13 protein-coding genes are annotated in these 18,759 nt (G+C 53.3%); 6 read left to right on the forward strand and 7 right to left on the reverse strand.

All coding sequences use genetic code 11. The features are described from left to right. Position 1 precedes the first annotated feature (1 nt). On the forward strand, positions 2-1,666 hold the full coding sequence (locus IE092_RS05535) for an acid phosphatase (RefSeq protein WP_189356036.1): 1,665 nt from the start codon (positions 2-4) through the stop codon (positions 1,664-1,666). A gap of 344 nt (positions 1,667-2,010) precedes the next feature. On the opposite strand, the gene IE092_RS05540 is transcribed toward IE092_RS05535, so the two are convergent. The 4 genes from IE092_RS05540 to IE092_RS05555 all read right to left on the reverse strand — a co-directional run bounded on the left by IE092_RS05540 (position 2,011) and on the right by IE092_RS05555 (position 9,645). After that, on the reverse strand, positions 2,011-2,289 hold the full coding sequence (locus IE092_RS05540; RefSeq protein ID WP_189356037.1) for a hypothetical protein: 279 nt from the start codon (positions 2,287-2,289) through the stop codon (positions 2,011-2,013). A gap of 142 nt (positions 2,290-2,431) precedes the next feature. Further along, complete coding sequence (locus IE092_RS05545) at positions 2,432-4,348, reverse strand: reverse transcriptase family protein (protein WP_189356038.1); 1,917 nt, start codon at positions 4,346-4,348, stop codon at positions 2,432-2,434. 363 nt (positions 4,349-4,711) lie between these two features. Then, on the reverse strand, positions 4,712-6,364 hold the full coding sequence (locus tag IE092_RS05550; RefSeq protein WP_189356039.1) for an SWIM zinc finger family protein: 1,653 nt from the start codon (positions 6,362-6,364) through the stop codon (positions 4,712-4,714). Next, complete coding sequence (locus tag IE092_RS05555) at positions 6,361-9,645, reverse strand: hypothetical protein (RefSeq protein ID WP_189356040.1); 3,285 nt, start codon at positions 9,643-9,645, stop codon at positions 6,361-6,363. The genes IE092_RS05550 and IE092_RS05555 overlap by 4 nt, the downstream gene beginning before the upstream one ends. A gap of 485 nt (positions 9,646-10,130) precedes the next feature. Here IE092_RS05555 and IE092_RS05560 point away from each other — a divergent pair, with 485 nt between their 5' ends. The 3 genes from IE092_RS05560 to IE092_RS05570 all read left to right on the forward strand — a co-directional run bounded on the left by IE092_RS05560 (position 10,131) and on the right by IE092_RS05570 (position 11,833). Further along, positions 10,131-10,535: a hypothetical protein gene (locus IE092_RS05560; RefSeq protein ID WP_189356041.1), complete on the forward strand. Its 405-nt coding sequence runs from the start codon at positions 10,131-10,133 to the stop codon at positions 10,533-10,535. Next, positions 10,532-10,723 carry a helix-turn-helix transcriptional regulator gene (locus IE092_RS05565; protein WP_189356042.1) on the forward strand — a complete coding sequence of 64 codons (192 nt, stop codon included), beginning with the start codon at positions 10,532-10,534 and terminating at the stop codon, positions 10,721-10,723. Before IE092_RS05560 ends, IE092_RS05565 begins: the two co-directional genes overlap by 4 nt. Positions 10,724-10,837: 114 nt before the next feature. Further along, positions 10,838-11,833: an alpha/beta fold hydrolase gene (locus tag IE092_RS05570; RefSeq protein WP_189356043.1), complete on the forward strand. Its 996-nt coding sequence runs from the start codon at positions 10,838-10,840 to the stop codon at positions 11,831-11,833. Between the two features lie 239 nt (positions 11,834-12,072). On the opposite strand, the gene IE092_RS05575 is transcribed toward IE092_RS05570, so the two are convergent. Continuing rightward, a complete protein-coding gene (locus IE092_RS05575; RefSeq protein ID WP_189356044.1) occupies positions 12,073-12,465 on the reverse strand; it encodes a DUF3224 domain-containing protein in 393 nt (130 codons plus the stop codon). A gap of 243 nt (positions 12,466-12,708) precedes the next feature. Here IE092_RS05575 and IE092_RS05580 point away from each other — a divergent pair, with 243 nt between their 5' ends. Continuing rightward, positions 12,709-13,512 (forward strand): helix-turn-helix domain-containing protein, encoded by an 804-nt coding sequence (locus tag IE092_RS05580; protein WP_189356045.1) that lies wholly within the window; start codon positions 12,709-12,711, stop codon positions 13,510-13,512. 183 nt (positions 13,513-13,695) lie between these two features. Then, positions 13,696-14,958, forward strand: a complete 1,263-nt coding sequence (locus IE092_RS05585) for a GNAT family N-acetyltransferase (RefSeq protein ID WP_189356046.1) — start codon at positions 13,696-13,698, stop codon at positions 14,956-14,958. A gap of 179 nt (positions 14,959-15,137) precedes the next feature. Here IE092_RS05585 and IE092_RS05590 read toward each other — a convergent pair whose 3' ends face one another. Together IE092_RS05590 and IE092_RS05595 are read right to left on the reverse strand one after the other, a co-directional pair. Further along, complete coding sequence (locus IE092_RS05590) at positions 15,138-16,715, reverse strand: sensor domain-containing diguanylate cyclase (RefSeq protein ID WP_189356047.1); 1,578 nt, start codon at positions 16,713-16,715, stop codon at positions 15,138-15,140. A gap of 224 nt (positions 16,716-16,939) precedes the next feature. Continuing rightward, the gene (locus IE092_RS05595; RefSeq protein ID WP_189356048.1) at positions 16,940-18,424 is read right to left on the reverse strand and encodes a hypothetical protein; all 1,485 of its coding nucleotides are present in this window, start codon (positions 18,422-18,424) and stop codon (positions 16,940-16,942) included. Positions 18,425-18,759: the final 335 nt, after the last annotated feature.

Consider the following 18,759-nt stretch of genomic DNA (forward strand, 5'->3'; position numbering starts at 1 on the left):
TATGCAAAAAAATCTTCCGGCAGGTTCTGCCGACACCCGCTCTGAATTAGAAGCCCCGCAGCGCCGCCAGTTACTGAAAGGCGCAGCCCTCGCCAGCCTTTCCGGCGGATTACTGGCAAGTACCGCCGCCAGTACAGCAGCCGATCAGCCTGCCAAAGCCACCACGCTGGATGCGAAACTGAAGCAACATATTCAGAACGTCGTCATCATTTATCTGGAAAACCGCAGCTTTAATAATCTGTTCGCGAATTTCCCGGGTCTGGAAAAACCGTTGTCAGGATTGAGTGCTGACGCGTATCTGCAAAAAGACAGAGACGGCAGCGTTTTACCGCAATTGCCGAAAATCTGGGGCGGCATGGTGCCGCGCAGTCAGAATATCGGTGGCAAGCAATACTCGATTGGCGAAGACAAAATCACAGGCTTGCCGAATGCGCCGTTCACACTCAAAGATGAAAACGGCAAACCTTTACCGGAATCGGTGATTACCCGCGATCTGTGCCATTTGTTTTATCAGAATCAGATGCAGATCAATGGCGGTAAAAACGATCAGTTTGTTGCTTACGGAGATTCCGGCGCACTGGTGATGGGATATTACGGTCAGACCAGCAGCCATCTGGGACTCTGGAAAGTCGCAGAGGAATATACGCTGTGCGATAACTTCTTCATGGCAGCCTTTGGCGGCTCTTATCTGAATCACCAGTTCCTGATTTCCGGTCGAACACCGGAATACTTCCATGCTGCGACGACTGCAGCGAAACGCAAAATCGCGGTCACGGCAGACGGCCCGACGGGTTCGCGCCTTGCCTTAGATCCGGCATCCCCTGCATCTGCGCTGGAGGGCAAACCCAAATATGTGAATGACGGAGCGATCACGCCAGATGGCTACGCGGTCAACACCATGGCACCACCGTATCAGCCAAGCTATATCAAACCTGCACCCGGCGGAGACCCGCTGCTGGCCGATCCGGCGGATCAGTCAACCTTGCCACCGCAAACTTACGACACCATCGGCGATTTGCTGTCACGCAAAGGCGTCAGCTGGGCGTGGTATGGCGCTGCGTGGCAAGCTGCGCTGGAATACCGTGGCGGCGGTGAAAAACCGAACTTCCAGTATCACCATCAGCCATTCAATTACTTCCAGCAATTCGCACCGGGCACGGCAGCGCGCGCAGAACACCTGCGCGATGGCGGCACCGGCGACAGCCCGATGTCAAACCGCTTACTGGCCGATGCGGCAGCCGGCAAATTACCTGCGGTAACGTTCTACAAACCGCAGGGCAATCTGAATCTGCACGCAGGCTATTCGGATGTGGAATCCGGTGATCAGCACGTGACCAATATCCTTGCGCATCTGAAAAACAGTCCGCAATGGAAAAATATGCTGGTGATTATTACTTTCGATGAAAACGGCGGCTGGTGGGATCATGTTGCACCACCAAAAGGCGATCGCTGGGGCCCGGGTTCTCGCATACCTGCGATCATTGTTTCGCCGTTTGCCAAGAAAAAACATGTTGATCATAATTTCTTCGATACCACGTCGATTCTGCGCTTCCTGACACGCCGATTTGACCTGCCTTTACTCGAAGGCTTGCAAGTGCGTAATGCTGCATTTGCAGCACAGCGTGCATTACCGCCGGGCGACCTGACCAGTACACTGAAATTCTGAGTTTAATTCGCTTCACATGACAAAAAAAGCGGCCGAAAAGCCGCTTTTTTTCTTCGCGTTGCCCCGCTGGCGCAAGACATCACCTCAGCACATATCTCCCATTCACAGAAAGAATTAGTTCTTTTTGCTGCGGCGCAGTATAGTTACACCTGTCTCCTCCAAAACTTAATCGGTTTGGATTTAAGCCCGCCCTCCAGCGGGCTTCATTTTTTTCTGCGACGGAAAAAGATCTCCTGCCCGATCCGTGTGACGACCGCCGTCACAAACACATCCGCAGACATCAAAAACGACCAGTACCCAAAACAGATACACATCCATTGCGTTAACGGACGTATCTGGCAGGCCTAATGGAAAGTCGGCATGTGATCGAACAAATCCCTCTGCCTTTGCTCTACGCGTCCGCTCAGGCGGGAATGCAAATGTGCTGCAGCTTCTTTCAGGGCACTGACTTGCGCGCGTTTTTTTGCAAGATCAGGAAAGCTGGCAGGATGTGCGCTGCGGGCTTCCAGTGCTGATTCGATTTTCCGCAATTCAAACTCTTCAATCGCCAGCTCTGACAAGACACGCTGAAAACTTTCCAGCTCCTGAATCAGACCCGGCAACATACTGGCAATTCTGTCCATACACTTTCTCCGACACCCCCTGTACGACGACGCGGGCATTACTACAGGATAAAGACGAATCGACAGCTGGCAATATCGTTTAGGCAATTTTCAGCAGATATTCAGGCGGGAATATGACAATACCACCTGAATACCTGAAAATTCAGCGACTAAGATGCCATAACCACAACAGTACAAAGGCCAGCGCCAGAAGTGGCCGGAAACTACGCTTCCATCGGAAACTTGCGTATAACGACAGCAAACTCATCATCAGTGGTAAAGCGCCTTTCAGCAAAATGCTCAGTACCAACCCTGCAATCAGATCCGTCAGCATGGTCCCGGCACTGACAGAAGGCGGTAGTTTGGACAGGTTCATGCTGGTTTGTTCTGCATTCTCCGGAAATACCTGCGCCGGTGCTGCATCCGGCGAACCGGCATCGTAATCAGTGCCGGACCGGCTTTGCGAAACGGGTTCAGATATTTTCTCAGTACCGGCAGGCTGACGTCGTTGCTCGCGTCGCTGTAAATCAGTTAATTCAGGTACAGGTTCAGGCGGCAGTGCTGCAGACCACCAGGCCTGCCCCTCACTACGCGGCGGCACACCGCCATCCGCGGCAATTTTTCGCCAGAGGACATTCGCCGTGCCAGCCGCTGCAGCTCCCCACTGTTGCTTCATACGATGTATGCGCTGTAAAGCCGGCGCACCTTTTGACGGTTGCACCATCATCAGATAACGCGCAAAACCTTCTGCCGCACGCAATACATCACTGTTGCCATTCCAGTGCAAACCTGCAGGTCCGTGCTTTTCCAGCTTGTTCAGCAAAGCGCGGAAACGATGCAAGGTTTCGCGATTCAGGGCAGGATGCTGATTCACCACAATCCCGGTCACTTCCTGGCGCTGGTGCGCCCGCATCACGCGCTGCTTTTCCGGATGCAGGGTAAAGCCCTCTGCTGTCATCCGTTGTTGTACGCGCCAGAGTAACTTTCCGACCGGTGCCTTAGGGTCAGCAGCAGAAAATGTCAGATCATCGGCATAACGGGAATACTGAAATCCCAGACGCTGCGCCAGTTTTTGTAAACGCTGATCCATACCGAAGCACAGCAAATTCGTCAGCGCCGGACTTGTCGGTGCGCCCTGCGGTAATCTGCGGTCAGCGCGTGCGACCAGCCAGCGCTGACCGTCAATGTCAACCGGCGAAACCGGTAACTCGGTACAAAGCATACTCAGCAGCGTCGCAACCTGTTCACTGTAGCCAAGCTGCCGGAATATCCCTTTCACCCGTCGCCATCCGACGCTGGGAAAAAAATCTTTCACATCCAGATTAATGACGACAGCCTTACCTGTATGGGGCTGCGCGTTACTTAATACTGATTTGCCATACACAAAACCGTGAGCAGCATCGTGGACCGGCACTTTTTGCAGTAAGGCATCAAGAATCCTGTACTGCACCCGCTTAATCCTGGGCATAGGCGCGGCAATTTCGCGCAAACCACCGGTTTTCTTTTTCAGCGAAAAATACTGATAGTGCGAATACCGACTCACTCTGCGCTGAAAACTCAGAAAACGTAATTCATGCAGGCTGATGCCGAGAAAAGCCGCCAGACCTGCTGCATCGTGAATCTCCGGCAGACCATGCCGTTGCAAACGCTGCGTGTCACTCGTGCGCTGCAATAAGCCAGCACTGAGATTGTCGCCTATGTAATCAATGTCGGTCTGGCGGCGCTGCCATACCGCATGTGCTTTTTCAAACCGCCGTTGCGCGTGCTGACGTTTGGTCTGCTCACGCTGCTCACGGGCCGCCTGCATACGCTCACGCTGCAACATGCGCAAAGCTTTTTCCGGATCACTGATCTGCGCCAGTTCAGACTGCATGTCGCGCAAGCGTTTTGTCAGCACCTGCTCGCGTTCCAGCAAAGCCTGCTCGGGTGCCGGGATATCCTGCTGTTGCGGCCAGTAACCGAGTCTTTGCATTTCGCGCAAGACGACCAGATCTTTACCCTGTGCGCTGACATGGGCATACAGTTCGTCGCGCGTCATTTGCGACAAAGGTTTAGCGGAAGACGTAGAGTTTGCTGTCATAGTCAAAATAATCTGAACGACAGCAATCAGGAAGAGAGGGCAGGAAGCTCATCGAAGAGCCTCTGGTACTGAGAAGCTCCACTCGACGCCGTATATGACTACCGGCGCCAATGAGGGTCACGGACCCCGCATCGTCATTGCGCCGGTAGTCATATACGGCACAGTGAAGAGCGGCTCAGTGATGCATAACAAGACATACTGCAAGAATGACGAAACATCATTCGGGTTGCAAGAGCCTTCCTGCCGTCTGCGATTCTACTGCCTGATTGCGGCCATGTAAACCAAAGCCTGAAATATTAATTTACAAAAAATTCTTAAGTAGCATTACCACACTACTCTGCAATGCGCTGAATTGCATTGCTGTTACTTACAATACACCTGCTGACGCAAAGCCAGTATGTGCTCGCAAGGGCCACGTCTTAACTGATGCCGGAAAAAGTAGTCGCAGCCGCACTGCGCATCACGTATCCGCAAATCAGCATCCATTGTCAGCGATACCGGCAACCATCGCGATGGATTACGCGCGCTCTCCGCAACCCGGGCGCGCCACAGTACATGTTCACCACTACCCTCCTGCCCCGCGTCTTTTACCAGTCCCGCCGACATCAGCTGGCTCGCCAGCGCTTCCTGCTCACTCTGAAACCGCAGACTGTCCATCTGTAAAGGTTCGCGCACCAGATCACGCCAGCGGACAGTACGCAGTTGCAAGTCGTACACCGCTCTGCCACTCTGTATCAGTGCTTCAGTCGCTGCCGCCACTTCGCCGGAAGGCAAACCATGTTGCTGGCTGAAACCGGCCACCGGCAATTGCCATTGCGTATTCAGCGCCTGCGTGACCGCCTGCATGGTCGCGCTACTGTAAGCGGTGCGCGGGGCCATCAGCGCCAGCTGACTGCCAGAGGACCAGTCATTCGCAGTCCATCCGGATAAGCCCAGTGTGAATGCCATATCCGGCATATTTGCGACCCAGAAACTCGGCATGCCAGTACCGAGTAAATGTACGGTAAATGATTGCGCAACCGGAATCAGCCGTTCCAGCGTCAGTATGCGGCGGCGTCCCCAGATACGGATTTCCTGCGCCGCATCGCCCTGAAATACCGAGCGTGCAAACTGCAAACGCTGATTCCAGGGTTCGATCAGCACCTCCACCGGTTTTCCCGGTTGCAGAATAAAGCGCAGTGAGCGCGGGCCATTCTTTTCTTTACGGCGACGCAAAGCGAGGCAGATACCGTGAATATCCATAGGATGCAGTTGCAACTGCACGGCTGGCAGACTCATTGCGGTGCTGACCTGCAGAAAACCTCTGATCCAGCTGTCGGGCAAATCAATTTCCGGTTCCTGCCATTGTTCATCCTGTCCGCTGGTGACAGAAAAGCCTGCCTGCTGAATACCGAAGCGTGTCTGTTTATAGTCACGGATTTTCTGAAATTCGGTGTAAAGCGCGTCTGAGTAATCAATATTGGTTGTGCCGCAGGCCATATCACCATGCTGTCCGAACACATTGTGTGAACAGGATAAGCTGGCGTAGCTGGCTTCATCGCGACTGAAACATTCAAACAGAATCTGATCCGGATGGACGCTAATCACCGGATCCAGCACCAGCCACATATCGCGGTTCTGCCGGTATAAATCATTAAAATACTGTTGGCGAGCTGCATAGAAAGGTTTGAGTAACAGGCCTTTCTGCTGCTGCAACTGTGTCAGCTCTTTCTGAATTCCTGCGCTTTCTGCGCGCAAATTTTCAGATCGCGCCATGTACTGATTCAGCATGGATTGCTGGTTTTCCTGCAGCCATTGCTGATAAGCACTCCGGTCTTTAGGGCGTGTTTTCAGATCAGAAACCACCACATCGTGCAGGCTGCTGATCGCTTCGCGGAAATGCAATGCAGCAGAAGGCTGAAGAATGCCGTCAAAGTAAACCGGTGCCCGCAGGGTATCCGGTGCGAACTGCATACTGGTGCTGTACGCCGTATCCTGAATCTGGCTCTGACCATAATAGCGATAACGGAATTTCATACTTTTTCTCCGCGGCGGTGTGAACGGATTTCTGCCGGTGGCATGCTGACAATGCCTTCCGCCAGTGTTGCCAGTTGCGGATGGATTTGCAGAATCTCTGTCAATCCGAGGATATAACTGGCTTTATCCTGCACTGCCTGCGTTGCCACCAGACGCACATACAAAGGAATTACCAGATGTGCCAGATCCGCTTGCTGCTTTGCCAGTCCGTGCAGTAAATGCTGACTGCGCAATCGCGTGACGCGACTGCGGTTGACGCGTGAAAGCACGTTCAGGAAATACGGCAGCAATTTGTTCAGCAGCGCAGCTTTTTCCGGCACCGGCGTCAGCTGAAATACCTGCTCCAGCCACTGACTGACAAATAACTGCATGCTTTCCGACGGATGCTGACTCAGATCTGCCAGCCATTGCGCCGCTTCTTCGGCGCGGAAGCGTTCCGTCAGTAGCTGGCGTGCAAAGCGCTGGATATCATCATACGGATGATCACAACAATGCATCAGCTCAGACAAAGTCCAGTCACCGGGGCGCAGTTGCTGTTCCCAGCAAGTCATCAGTGCGGCACGGAATTCCGGCCACGGCGTATGAAAAGCATCCAGCCATTGCGCCCGTTCTGTCAGGTCATGCAACGCCAGTCGCTGAAAATGCTGCAGCATATGCAGACGCACTGCAGCCATAGGATGGCGCGCAAGTGCAATCCAGCGCGCCGGAGTCATTGCCACCGCAAATCCTGAATCTTCGGTTTCCAGCAGCCAGAAACCTGCCAGCTGCGCACCACCGCTGCGCGCTTGCAACAAGCGCCATTGCAAATCGGTATCCAGTGCCGGCAGCACATCCGACTGATAGTGCTGCATCCAGCGCAGAATTTCCTGATGCAGATGATGTCCGGGGTTCGCGCTACTGTCCGGTTCTGCATCATCCGGCAATGCGCGGAACAAGGCATCAATCAGCGTGCGTGCCAATTGCGGAATGACGGAGGATCCCGTTTCAAGGCGATACAGCAATGGCCAGATTGCAAGACGAACACGCGCGTGTTCTGTACAGGCTAAAAAACTGATCAGGTCAGGACGCGCAAAAATGATGGCGGGAGGCAAAACCGTACACAGCGTTGCTGCCAGTATGCGTAAATCCGGATCGGCATCTGCCATCCATTCCGGCAACTGACGAATGCAGCTCTCTGCCTGCCATTGCGGATGGTGACTGATGAGCAGCAGCGCAATACGTTTCAGACGCGGATGCCCTTCCTGTAATACACGCTCCCAGACAGCGGCCTGAGCGATACCGGCGTTCGCTGCGGCAGTGCTCAGCCAGTCCTGTACCCATGAGCACGCACGGTCGCGTGCTTCTGCAGAAATGTCCGGATTGCCGCTCAGCCATGTGTTGACTGCATCCAGCAATGCAGAATTCTCTGCGGCTTGCAGACGCGGCATCAGTAATTGCAATAAGTGCTGACAACGCTGATCCGGATGCAGAACCAGATGCAGCAAGATCGCAGGGCATTGCTGCGTCACTTCAGGATGGGCAGTCAGCCAGCGCAGGATAAATTCTGTGGCCGGTGCGTATCCGGCCTGCAGAAACCAGATCGCACAATCCGGTGCAGCCGTCCCGCTTTCCAGCAAGGGCTGGTGATAAGCCCACGCCAGCGCCAGCCCGGACTCACCCTGAAGCAGAATCTGCTGCCACTGATCAGCAGATAATTCTGCAAGAAATGCGGGCAGATCGTGCAAAGCACGTGCTGCAAAACGCTGGACGGTGGCGATGTCTGACTGCAACAGGCATTGCAGTAAATGCGCTGGCTGCGCATTCCAGAGTGCAGCAAACGCTTCTGTGCGTGGCTGATCTTTAAATGCATATTGCTGCTCAGGCTCAGTACGCCACCAGCTCAGGCCACTGCTCGACCAGCAGACACCGGCATCTTCCCTGAACAGAATCTGACTCAGCACCAGCCAGCGCGAATAGCTGCTGTGATGGCGCGAGGTGTATTTGTACTGGCGCGTATCGCTGTCCCAGTAAGGATGACGGGAAACGAAGGCTTTGGCTGCATCCTGTTCACGCGCTGCCAGCAACACGCCGCTTGCCATAGCCGGATAAGCGTCCGGCTGCATCACTGCCAGCCGGCGCAGCGTACGCCAGCCGCGACGGCGGAAATAATCGCGGGTCAGATTCGAGAAACACAGCTGATTTTCTTCCTGCTGCACCGCCTGACGGTAAGGCACGGGGCGACGATGGCGCGGCAGATAAATATACGCTGCGCTGCTTGCATTAAACACACGCGGCGCGGTCACTTCAAACCGCATCAGCAGCAAGCCGTATAACTCAGCATCCAGTCGTATTTCTGCAATTTTCCAGAGGTGGCGCATGGCGCGGAACACCAGACTATCCACCGGTAAACTGCGGCACTGACTGAGTACCAGCGTCCTTGCCAGTGTTGCGGCAGCCGGTTCTGCACTGAAGCTGATCAGGTATAAAGATTCCAGCCAGTCGTCCAGCCGCCATTTTTCCCAGCGCATGGCATGCAGCAGCGACTTCAGCACCGGCTCTGCATCCTGCGTTTGCAGTCCGGTTTGCCATGCCTGCTGCAATTCCTGCGGCCAGCTCTGTACCAGCTTTTCCGCGTAGTCCTGCGCTTCGCTGGCCGGACACAACACCAGCCATGCCAGACGCGCAATGCGGCCTGTCATCGGCGATGAAGTCCGCGTCAGTAAAGCCTGTACCGCCGGATATGCACCCGGATCTTCGCAACGGACAATCGCGTAGCAGATACAGTAGTCGAGTAAATCTGAACCGCTCTGCAGATAAGGAATCAGTGCGGGTAAGGCAGCGCGGCAACGGTGTTCACCCAGTTGCCACGCCAGTCGGGAACGTGCACGCGGCGACAGACTGCGCCAGCGATCCAGTTGCTGCAGTAAAGCTTGTTGTTGCGGCGTGATGATGTCGGGTAAGGCTGCGTTTTTTGTGACGGTTGTTACTGCAGTCTGCGTCAGATCAGGTGCAGGAGCCGGTTTCACAGGCAGATCTTCCGGCCAGCGCAGGTCTTTCAAGGCATAACCCTGCTGCAAACGGCTTCTATATAAGTCATCACAAAGTTGCTCTGCTTCCGCCAGCGACACCGGAAACGGCGTTCTGGTGTGTTCCTGCCAGGCTTTGCCGGATTTACCTTCACGCCAGTTCACCAGATAGCGCGCCGGTTCTTCATGGCCGGGGGCGCGTATCAGCTCGATCTCCAGCAAACGCGACGGTTCATTCAGAAACATTAAGCGATATTTTTTTACGATGCCCGCCATGCAAACCTCAGTACTGTGGTCAGTCAAAGCGGAAGATTATGACATGCAAAACATATAACTTTGCGAATTTTCCGCGTAGTGGTGTGCCCTGCGCAGCAGATCGCAAAATTCGGACAGAATGCGCCATCCCAACCGGCGACACATGCCCCATGCGAAGACGGCAAGCGGACGACATGAGGAACGATTTCAGGGGCGATTTCAGGGTTGATTCATGCCCGTTTACCCCTGAATGCGGTGTTCAGCACAGCGATCCGGCGGTCGTCGGCAGAAAGTGCGGGCCTTCGGAAATCGCAGATGACGATTTCAGCAAAATGCCAACAATGATGTAAAGCGTCCTTGACATTCTTTTTGCTCACGCTATGATGTAAAGGAAGCTTGACACACAGCCGGATTAACACCGCCGCCGATGTCAGGCACTGCTGCCGCACTGCGGCATTTTTCTTACACTGCAATGTCAAGTTTGCTTTACAACGAAAGGAAACATCATGTCTGACTATTCTCAGCACGACATCAACACCATGCGCCAGTACCGTAAAGAATTGTGGAGCTGCATCGCCGTGTACATGGTGGTGCTGTTCGGCTCGATCTGGATTGCAAAAGGTCTCACAGAACAATGGATGCGTGCCGCCATCGTGCTCTTGCCTGCCATACCGGCTGCCGGCGTGTTGTGGGTGGTGATCCGCCATCTGCGCCGCATGGATGATTATGTCCGCCTGATCATGCTGGAAATACTGGCAATTTCCGGTGGCTTCACCGCCCTGCTCGCGTTCAGCTACGGTTTTCTGGAAGGTGTCGGCTTTCCGCGCCTCAGTGGTTTTATCTACTACGGTCTGTTTATGGGAACCTGGCTGGTGGTCAGCATGTTCCGGAAATACCGGGGTGAAATATGAAAAACATCGTCAAGGATTTACGCGCAGAAAAAGGCTGGAGTCAGGCTGCACTGGCCGACTTACTCAGCGTATCGCGCCAGACCATTAATGCGATTGAAACCGGCAAGTACGATCCCAGTCTGCCACTGGCGTTTGCACTGGCGCGTCTGTTCAGCAAGCGGATTGAAGAAATTTTTTCAGAAGATTAAGCAGAACGAAGCGTTCTGCAATGCAGTTTCAGGTCGTACCGGTTTCATTTTGTCTGGTTTTGCTTTGGTTTATCTGGTTAAACGAAATACACAACAACATTGACGGAGCACATCATGAAAAACACTCGCCACATTCTGCGCAATACCCTGATCAGCACATGCTTCGCGCTGGGCGCTCTGAGCACGATCGCAATGCCATTGGCAGCACAAGCCGCCGGACAAACCAGAACGTCTGCAACAACGCAAACCGCTGGCGTCAGCGCGGCCGAAACCCGTACCGGCATGTTTTATGTGCAGAAACGCGGCGTGCAGAATACGCAGAAACCGGCCCTGATTCTGATTCCGGGACTCAGCTGTGATGCGGACAGCTGGCGCAATGTGCTGACTGCGTTTGAGAAAGATTACGCAATCTATCTGGTGACGTTCGCTGGTTTTGGCGGTCGCCCTGTTCCGGAAAAACTGGCTGCGCAACCGCGTCAGGACTTTGAAACCTCGCTGCTGCAACTGATCCGTGAAGAGAAACTGAATAAACCAGTGCTGATCGGCCACAGCATCGGTGCCAGCCTGTCGCAATGGTTTGCCACACAGCATTCAGATCAGATCCGTGGCGTTGTGGCGGTGGATGGTTTGCCGGTGTTCCCGTTCAGCGAAAACGCAGCAGGCGCACAGCGCACTGCCATGGCCGCGCAAATGAAACAAGGGATGAGCAGCCTGCAAGCTGATGCGTTTGCCGCTTCACAAAAAAACTATATGCGTACCGTTGGGATGATTGATCCGTCGAATGCAGATTTTATTGCGGAACGCGCCGGTAAAAGCGATCCTGCCACCGTCGCCAGCTGGATGAGTGATGTTTATCTGAACGACTTCCGCGCTGATCTGCCGAAAATCAGCGTCCCTGTACTGCTGATCTCGCCTTACTATGCGCCGGACATGCAAAATTCCCGCTTCCGCGACGAAGCTGTTAAACATGCGTACTGGGCTGAACTCAGCAAAGGCATCCAGCAGCTGACCGTCAAACCCGTCAGCGACTCACGCCACTTCCCGATGGAAGATCAGCCAGCCGTACTGAATCAGGCAATTCGTGATTTCGTGACACCGCTGGCAAAATAAGTGTGATGGTGCGCTGTCCGTGAATGTCCGGCAGCGCACTGTTTTTGCAGACATCTCCTGTTAGTTGACTACAGGTTCTGCCCCGAAAACCGCTTTCAGGCGCGTTTTTTTGCATTTTCAGCCCCAAATGCGGAGTTCAGCACAGCAATCCGGCGGTCGTCGGCAGAAAGTCCGGCTCTCCGTAAATGCCAAATGACGATAATTGCACAATCAGCAGGCGGTCAGTAAGCTAACTTCGCTTATGGCAGCTGATAATCAAACACGTAAAAGTGCTTGCCTTCGCGAATTTCAATCTGCATGGTTCCGCTCAAACCCTGCAATTCCTCTGTCGCTGAATCAGGAACGACCTGCACGGTCAGCGATGACTGCCCTTTATCCATCAGTCCGGTATGCATCAGCACAAAGCTGCCGCGCTTTCCGCTCAGGGTGCCGCTGACACGTTCCAGCGCAACATACGCGGCAGAACCCTTCACTGCTGTATGTACTGACAGCATTTCACCCAGACTGGCGGCATCCAGTTCGCCGTGAAATTGTTTCAAGATGGTGCGTCGTCCCAGCGCGGCGCTGGCGATCGCCTCGGCCGCAGGCTGCGCCTGCAATTGCACATCAAAACTGCCACGTATCTGTTGCATGGTTTTTTCCTTTAAGTTTTGCGGAGTGGTTTGGGCCGTGGCCTCGGCATGCGCCGCACTGAACATCAGTATGACGCAGACGGCGCATACCGTAACTGCTTTCGAAATCGCATTAACGCTGGTTTGGATCATCATATTCTCCCTGATACACTGCGCCCTGCAAGCGGAATGCTGCGGGCGTTTCAAACCGCATTGAACGCTTTTTGCCGCCGCAACGATAGGAAAAACGCGACAACATTAGCAATGACGAATCTGAGCCCGCCACGCGGCGTCTTACGACCTGCGATACCTGAAGCCGCTTTTCAGCACGAGCGACAAGCACCCTGTGCTGTGCTGGCACCGTTTATTGAACATTTCTGGTACGTTGCCTGGGATGACAGCGATGCAGAACCGCCTGTGCAGACCACGCTGCCGCATCCGAATGTGCATCTGGTGATTGAGCAAGGTGAAGCAAAGATCTATGGCATACAAAGCGGCCGTTTTACGCGTGTATTGCAAGGCAGGCAGCGTGTGTTCGGTATCAAATTTCAGGCGGGTGGCTTTTATCCGCTGCTGGGTCAGCCGGTTTCTGCGATCCATAACCGGATCTGTGCCTTACCTTCAGCACTGGCTGCCGGTTCAGCAGTGCTGGTGTCAGCTGTCCGCGATGAACAAGCTTTTGCTTCTCTGTGCACGCTGGCAGAACAGGTTCTGATACCGCATTTACCTGCGCCGGATCCGGCGATGCTGCAGGTACAGACGATATTGCGGGACATTATCAGCCAGCCGGCATTACGCAGCGTCGATGATCTGCAACTGCACTGCGGCATCCATAAACGCACGCTGCAACGTCTGTTTCAGCAATACGTCGGTGTCAGCCCCAAGTGGGTGATACAACGCTATCGCCTGCATGAAGCCATCGCCCGTATTCAGGCCGGTGACAGCAAAGACTGGGCAGCGCTGGCACTGGAACTGGGCTATTTCGATCAGGCCCATTTTGTGCGCACATTCCGGGTGCTCACCGGCATGACACCGGTGGCATATCAGCAAAGCCTGTGTCAGGAATAAGCCAGTGCCTACAGGGAGAAAGAGCCGGTATGACGCAGTCAGTACCGGCAAATGCTGACGGCGCCAGTAACGGCTCCGGAAGGCATTCTGATCTCCCTTTGCAAAAATACCGCTGGGCAGAATTATGATTGCATAAAAGATACCTCATATACAATATTTATTCCGCGACAAACAGGATCAATTATGTCATTACCGACCGCCTTCAAAAGCTTAATCGTACGTCAAACGCAGCGTCAGGCTGCACGTAAGCGTTTACGCGGTCCGGCCAGTCTGCATTACACCATCAGTGAACATATCGATGATCTCAATCCTGCGGTGTGGGATGCCTTAACCGCAAATGCCAGCTGGTTACTCTCGCGCAGTTATCTGAAGGCGATGGAAACCGCCTTGCCACAGAATTTATCGCCGCGTTATGCCATCATCCGTGATGCGAACGGGACACCGCTGGTCGCGATGATGATGCAGCTGGCCACGCTGCGGCTTCAGCAAACCCAGTCAGCTGATGCATCCCGTGGCGCCGTCGTATTAACTGAAGCCATCGATAAAATCGCTCCGGGGCAACGCATACTCGTTTGCGGCAATATGCTGACATTTGGTCAGCATGGTCTGGCGTTTGCAGAGCACGCTGATTCTGAACAAGCCTGGCATGGCGTGGCTGAAGTTTTATACCGCGTGCGTCGCGCTGAAAAATTGTCCGGCTCTACGCATTTCATGATGATCAAAGACTTACATGCGCCCTGGCATGAGTCCGCCGCGACACTCAGGCATCTCAGTTACCGCATGCTGGAAACCGAACCGAATATGGTGCTAGAGTTCGATCCTGCCTGGAAATCCTGGGAAGATTATCTGACCAGCCTGCATGCCAAATACCGTAGTAATGTAAAGAATGGCATTCTGAAACCTTTACATGAAGCTGAATGCCAGTTGGTCAGCCTGACCGATCTCAGTCACGATGCAGAGCGCATTCATGCACTCTATAAAATGGTGCAAATCAATGCCGATTTCCGGCCTTTCGAACTGGATGCAGGCTATTTTCCCGCGTTACAAGCGGTCGCAGGGTCGCGATTGCGCATCAGCGGCCTCCGGCGTCACGACGAATTGCTGGGTTTTATTATCACTCTGAAAGATGGCGACACCGCGATTGCATGGCATATCGGCTTCGACCGGCAAGCAGCAGAGCAAGGCTTACCCTTATATTTGCGACTGCTGCACGCCGCCATTGCAGACGCACTGGCTTTGGGTTGCCAGCGCATTTCGTTTGGCCGTACCGCACTCGAACCCAAAGCAGCACTGGGCGCCAAACCACAGGCTTTCTCCGTTCTGCTGCGCCATCGCCAGCCTATCCTGAATAAAATGATCAAGCATTTATTGCTGGGTATGGAACACGACGAAGCACCGGAACGCAATCCTTTCAAGAAAAATCCCGCAACGGAACCTGCGAATTAAACGACGAATCGTGCAAACAATTTCTTAAATAACTCAATTATTTAAGAAATTTATTTTCCCGCCTTAGCTAAGGAAAACATCAATGGATGATTTCTGGAAAGTATGGACTCGGCATTCCCATCATCGGATATTGGTGCTGGACCGGCGTACCGACTCAGGCTGATGGCGGGTGATCACTTTCAGAGAACGTCTGTTGTACCCGGTAACTCGCCCTGACCGCTGTTTTCGCCCATGACCTGATTGCGGCCGCGTCGTTTGGCTTCATAAAGACGCGCATCCGCCAGTTGCAGCAAGTCCTGACCTGAAAAACGTGTACTGTCGTCGCTAGCGACACCGATACTGATCGTGATGTTTTGTTCTATCGGTGTCGCTGCATGCTGCACTGCAAGCCGCAGTTTTTCCGCGACCAGCATGGCTTCGTGATGCGCGGTGTCAGGTAACAGCACCAGAAACTCTTCTCCCCCCATTCGTCCGCAAAAATCACTGGCACGAATCTGCTGCTGCATCAGACCGGCAATCAGCTTCAATACTTCATCACCGGCAGCATGCCCGTAGGTATCATTCACTCGCTTGAAATGATCAACATCCAGCATCAGTACCGAGAATGGCTGGTGATAGCGCTGTGTTCTGACTTGTTCCTGCTGCAAACGCTCTTTCACGGCCAGCCGGTTTGCGATACCCGTCAGTGCATCACGGCGCGCCAGTTGTTCCAGCGCATGATTCGCCTGTGCAAGTTCACTGGTACGTGCAGCAACCCGGGCTTCCAGTTCGCTGTTTGCTTCAGCAATTGCGTGATTTCGCTGGATTAAATGGCTGGCCATCGATTGTATTGCACCGCTCAGACGCCGGATTTCCAGTGTCCGGCCACGTACCCGCAGGGTAGCAGTTTCATTGCCGGCGGCAATGGCCAGTGCGCCATCAGTAATTGCTTCTATCGGTTCACTGATGCGTCGGGCAATCAACACACCCAGTCCGATAAAGACCAGTACGCCGGCGATTACCGTGTACATAAAGACATTTTGCAGCACCAGAACATCACTCAGGATGGCATCCACGGGCTGGCGCACCAGCACTTTCCAGCCCATCGGTGTCTGCAAAGCACTTTGTTTCACCGGTGCCCAGGCCATTGCAACAGCGCGACCATTCGCATCTTCTTGTACGGCATAATGCGACGTTTGCTGACCAATCGCTACTGTTTCGCCAAATTGGTGATCCGGAAAGATGATCTGATTTTCACTGTTCACAATAAACAGCGACAACCCGCGCTCACGTGCGCTGCCCGGCGTCAGAACCTTCATTACTTCTTCCGCCCAGACCCAGTGCGCATGTGCCGCCAGCACACCAACCAGCCGTTGTTGCTGATCGGTGACAGGGGCAGCAAAATCGATAAAACGAACCGGACCGACACCCGCCGCCTGCGGCAGCAACTTGGCGAGTAAGACTGCCTCATGCAAATCACCGACAAATGGCCCCTTCATACCGTGCTGAAACCAGGGGCGTTTAATTACACTTTGCCCCGTCAGCATGCCACCTGTCGCCTGCTTTACCGTGCCATTTGTATCTGCAAAACCAATCCAGGAATAGTACGGATGGCTTTTCTGTAGTCTGTCGATAGACGCCTGTAAGTCCAGCTCCCGCCCTGCACTGACTTCGCGCGATGCGATTTCAGCAAGAAATGAAATTTCACGCTCGCGCTCATGCAAATTTTCGCCAAGCACTGCAGACACTGAAACAGCCAGTTCATTTAACGCTTTCACGCGATCTGACTGTAATTGCTCTGTGAATATATGGTGAAGATAAGCGTAAACTGGGATAACGCAGAGCAGGCCAGTCAGCAAAAACAGGGCGATTACCTGACTACGAAAGGATTTGAGTTTCAGCGAAAGAGCAGAGAAGCCGGGCATCAGGAAAATGTTCTTTCAAAATTCAGTTTGCAGGCATATGCCGTGTAGATTTCAACATCGAAAATTGTGCGCACAGATTACCAGCAGATACTCTGGAAAGTATGACGCAAAGGACAAATGTTCAGCCCCTGACTTTCCAGTCTCGCTTCGGTATCCATTAATTGCTGGCGGAAGTCATGCGCCAGTTGCTGCAGACTCGTATGCTGAAAACGATAGCTAATCTGGTCCATGGTGTTCGACCACAACGGATGCTTATGTCCGATCACGAAAGTATGTTCAAACACTTTGGCACGGTAACGAGCATCGGCGGAGCAAGCCATACGTACCACATCATCTGCACGGGTTTCCGCTTTAATCTGGCTATTTGCAGGTACGGGCAGGCGCATTGCCATAAAGGATTTTCCTGCCTCTCCCATTTGTACGCTCATTGCATGATGGTCTGCCGAATGCAGTATGCTGACCTGCCAGATCAGCGTTGCAATGGCATCCGCCGCCGGTACCTGGTCAAAACCCGGTACGGATTGCGCTACCGCTTGCTGATACGCACGAACTACGGCCGGGTCTTCCTGTTCCAGCACCTGTGCAACAAATGCATGAATCGGCTCATAGTATGCTTGTCCGAATCGCTGGAACGGCAGTTCACCCTGCATGCTCCAGTGTGGTGCGCGAAATGCGGTATCGACAACATGTTCTTTCACGTCAACTGCAATACTTTGCACAAAACTTTCACCGGACATCGGAAATGGTGCATAGGGTTTACTTCGGTCTTGTGCTCTTTGTACGCGCAATGCCTCATTATTAATCCTCAGCGTGAACCGCAAATGCGGTGCCAGTAACTGATACAAGACGCTCTCAGCTGGCAATGTTTGCAATACGGCAGCCGCGGTACAAGGCAATCCGAAATGGATGTTGCCATGAAACCGGCCAGGCAAAATAAAGGAAATTGCCGCTTGTGCATGCAATTTGGCTAACACCCATAAGCCGCCATCCCGTGCACTGTACACATGATCATCCCCTGCAAACTGCATGCTGATCTGCATTGGATCATTGCGTGCAACCTGTATCAGCATACCGGGTAACTGCGTCCCTTCATCGGTACTGACATCCGCAATTACTGTCAGGTCTATACTGAGCATATCACCCTGAGTCTTCACTAAACGACTCAAAGGACCATGAGTCATCCAGAAATGGAAGTCGCTGTCGTCAGCAAGAGTAACTCTTTGGTCCAGATACAACTTATCCAGCAAATAGCGATTCATTGCTGATAGTGTCGGCAAAATATAACTGGGTTTGCGCCAGAAATCGAAATCCATATTATCGGCTGGCGTGATATCGAGTACGGATGGAAAACCTTTCCACACGATCACCTCAGACCGATGAGGAACACCCATCAGTTTTGAAAATGCCACTTGTACAGCGCTGCGCAACCAGCCGAAAAAACAGATCAGCACCAGTAAAATACCTAGCGGAATCGCTTTCAGAAATAGCAAAGCTTGCATTAAGCGCGCCTGGGGTCGTGCACTCAGTGCATTGTTTTGTGTCCGGGTAAGCATCGTTGTCATACAGATTTCCATGTTAAGACTTCATTCAGTCACCATTCTATAAACGGACGACAAGGCAAACAAGAAAAAGACCGTTAAACAATGCGACGCTTTACACAAGCACGCCCTGCGCTGTCAGGCTCACCCAGCGCCCCCTTTACCGGACTATGCTGCACGTGAAGCCTATCCCACAGGCATTTGCGAAGTGCATTGTCAAAACACTGTGCGCGCGGAAACCGTAGCTGTATATCCAAAAGACAACAGCCTGACTTTAATAGCAGCACCGAATTATCCGAAATACGCACAGCGCACGGAATATGCATGGATGTCGTCTTTTTTCTTAATATTTTCAGGCA

Origin of the sequence: Cognatundibacterium squillarum (genome assembly GCF_014652435.1) — a bacterium.
In the GTDB taxonomy this organism is placed as follows: Bacteria; Pseudomonadota; Gammaproteobacteria; order Burkholderiales; family Burkholderiaceae_D; genus Undibacterium; species Undibacterium squillarum.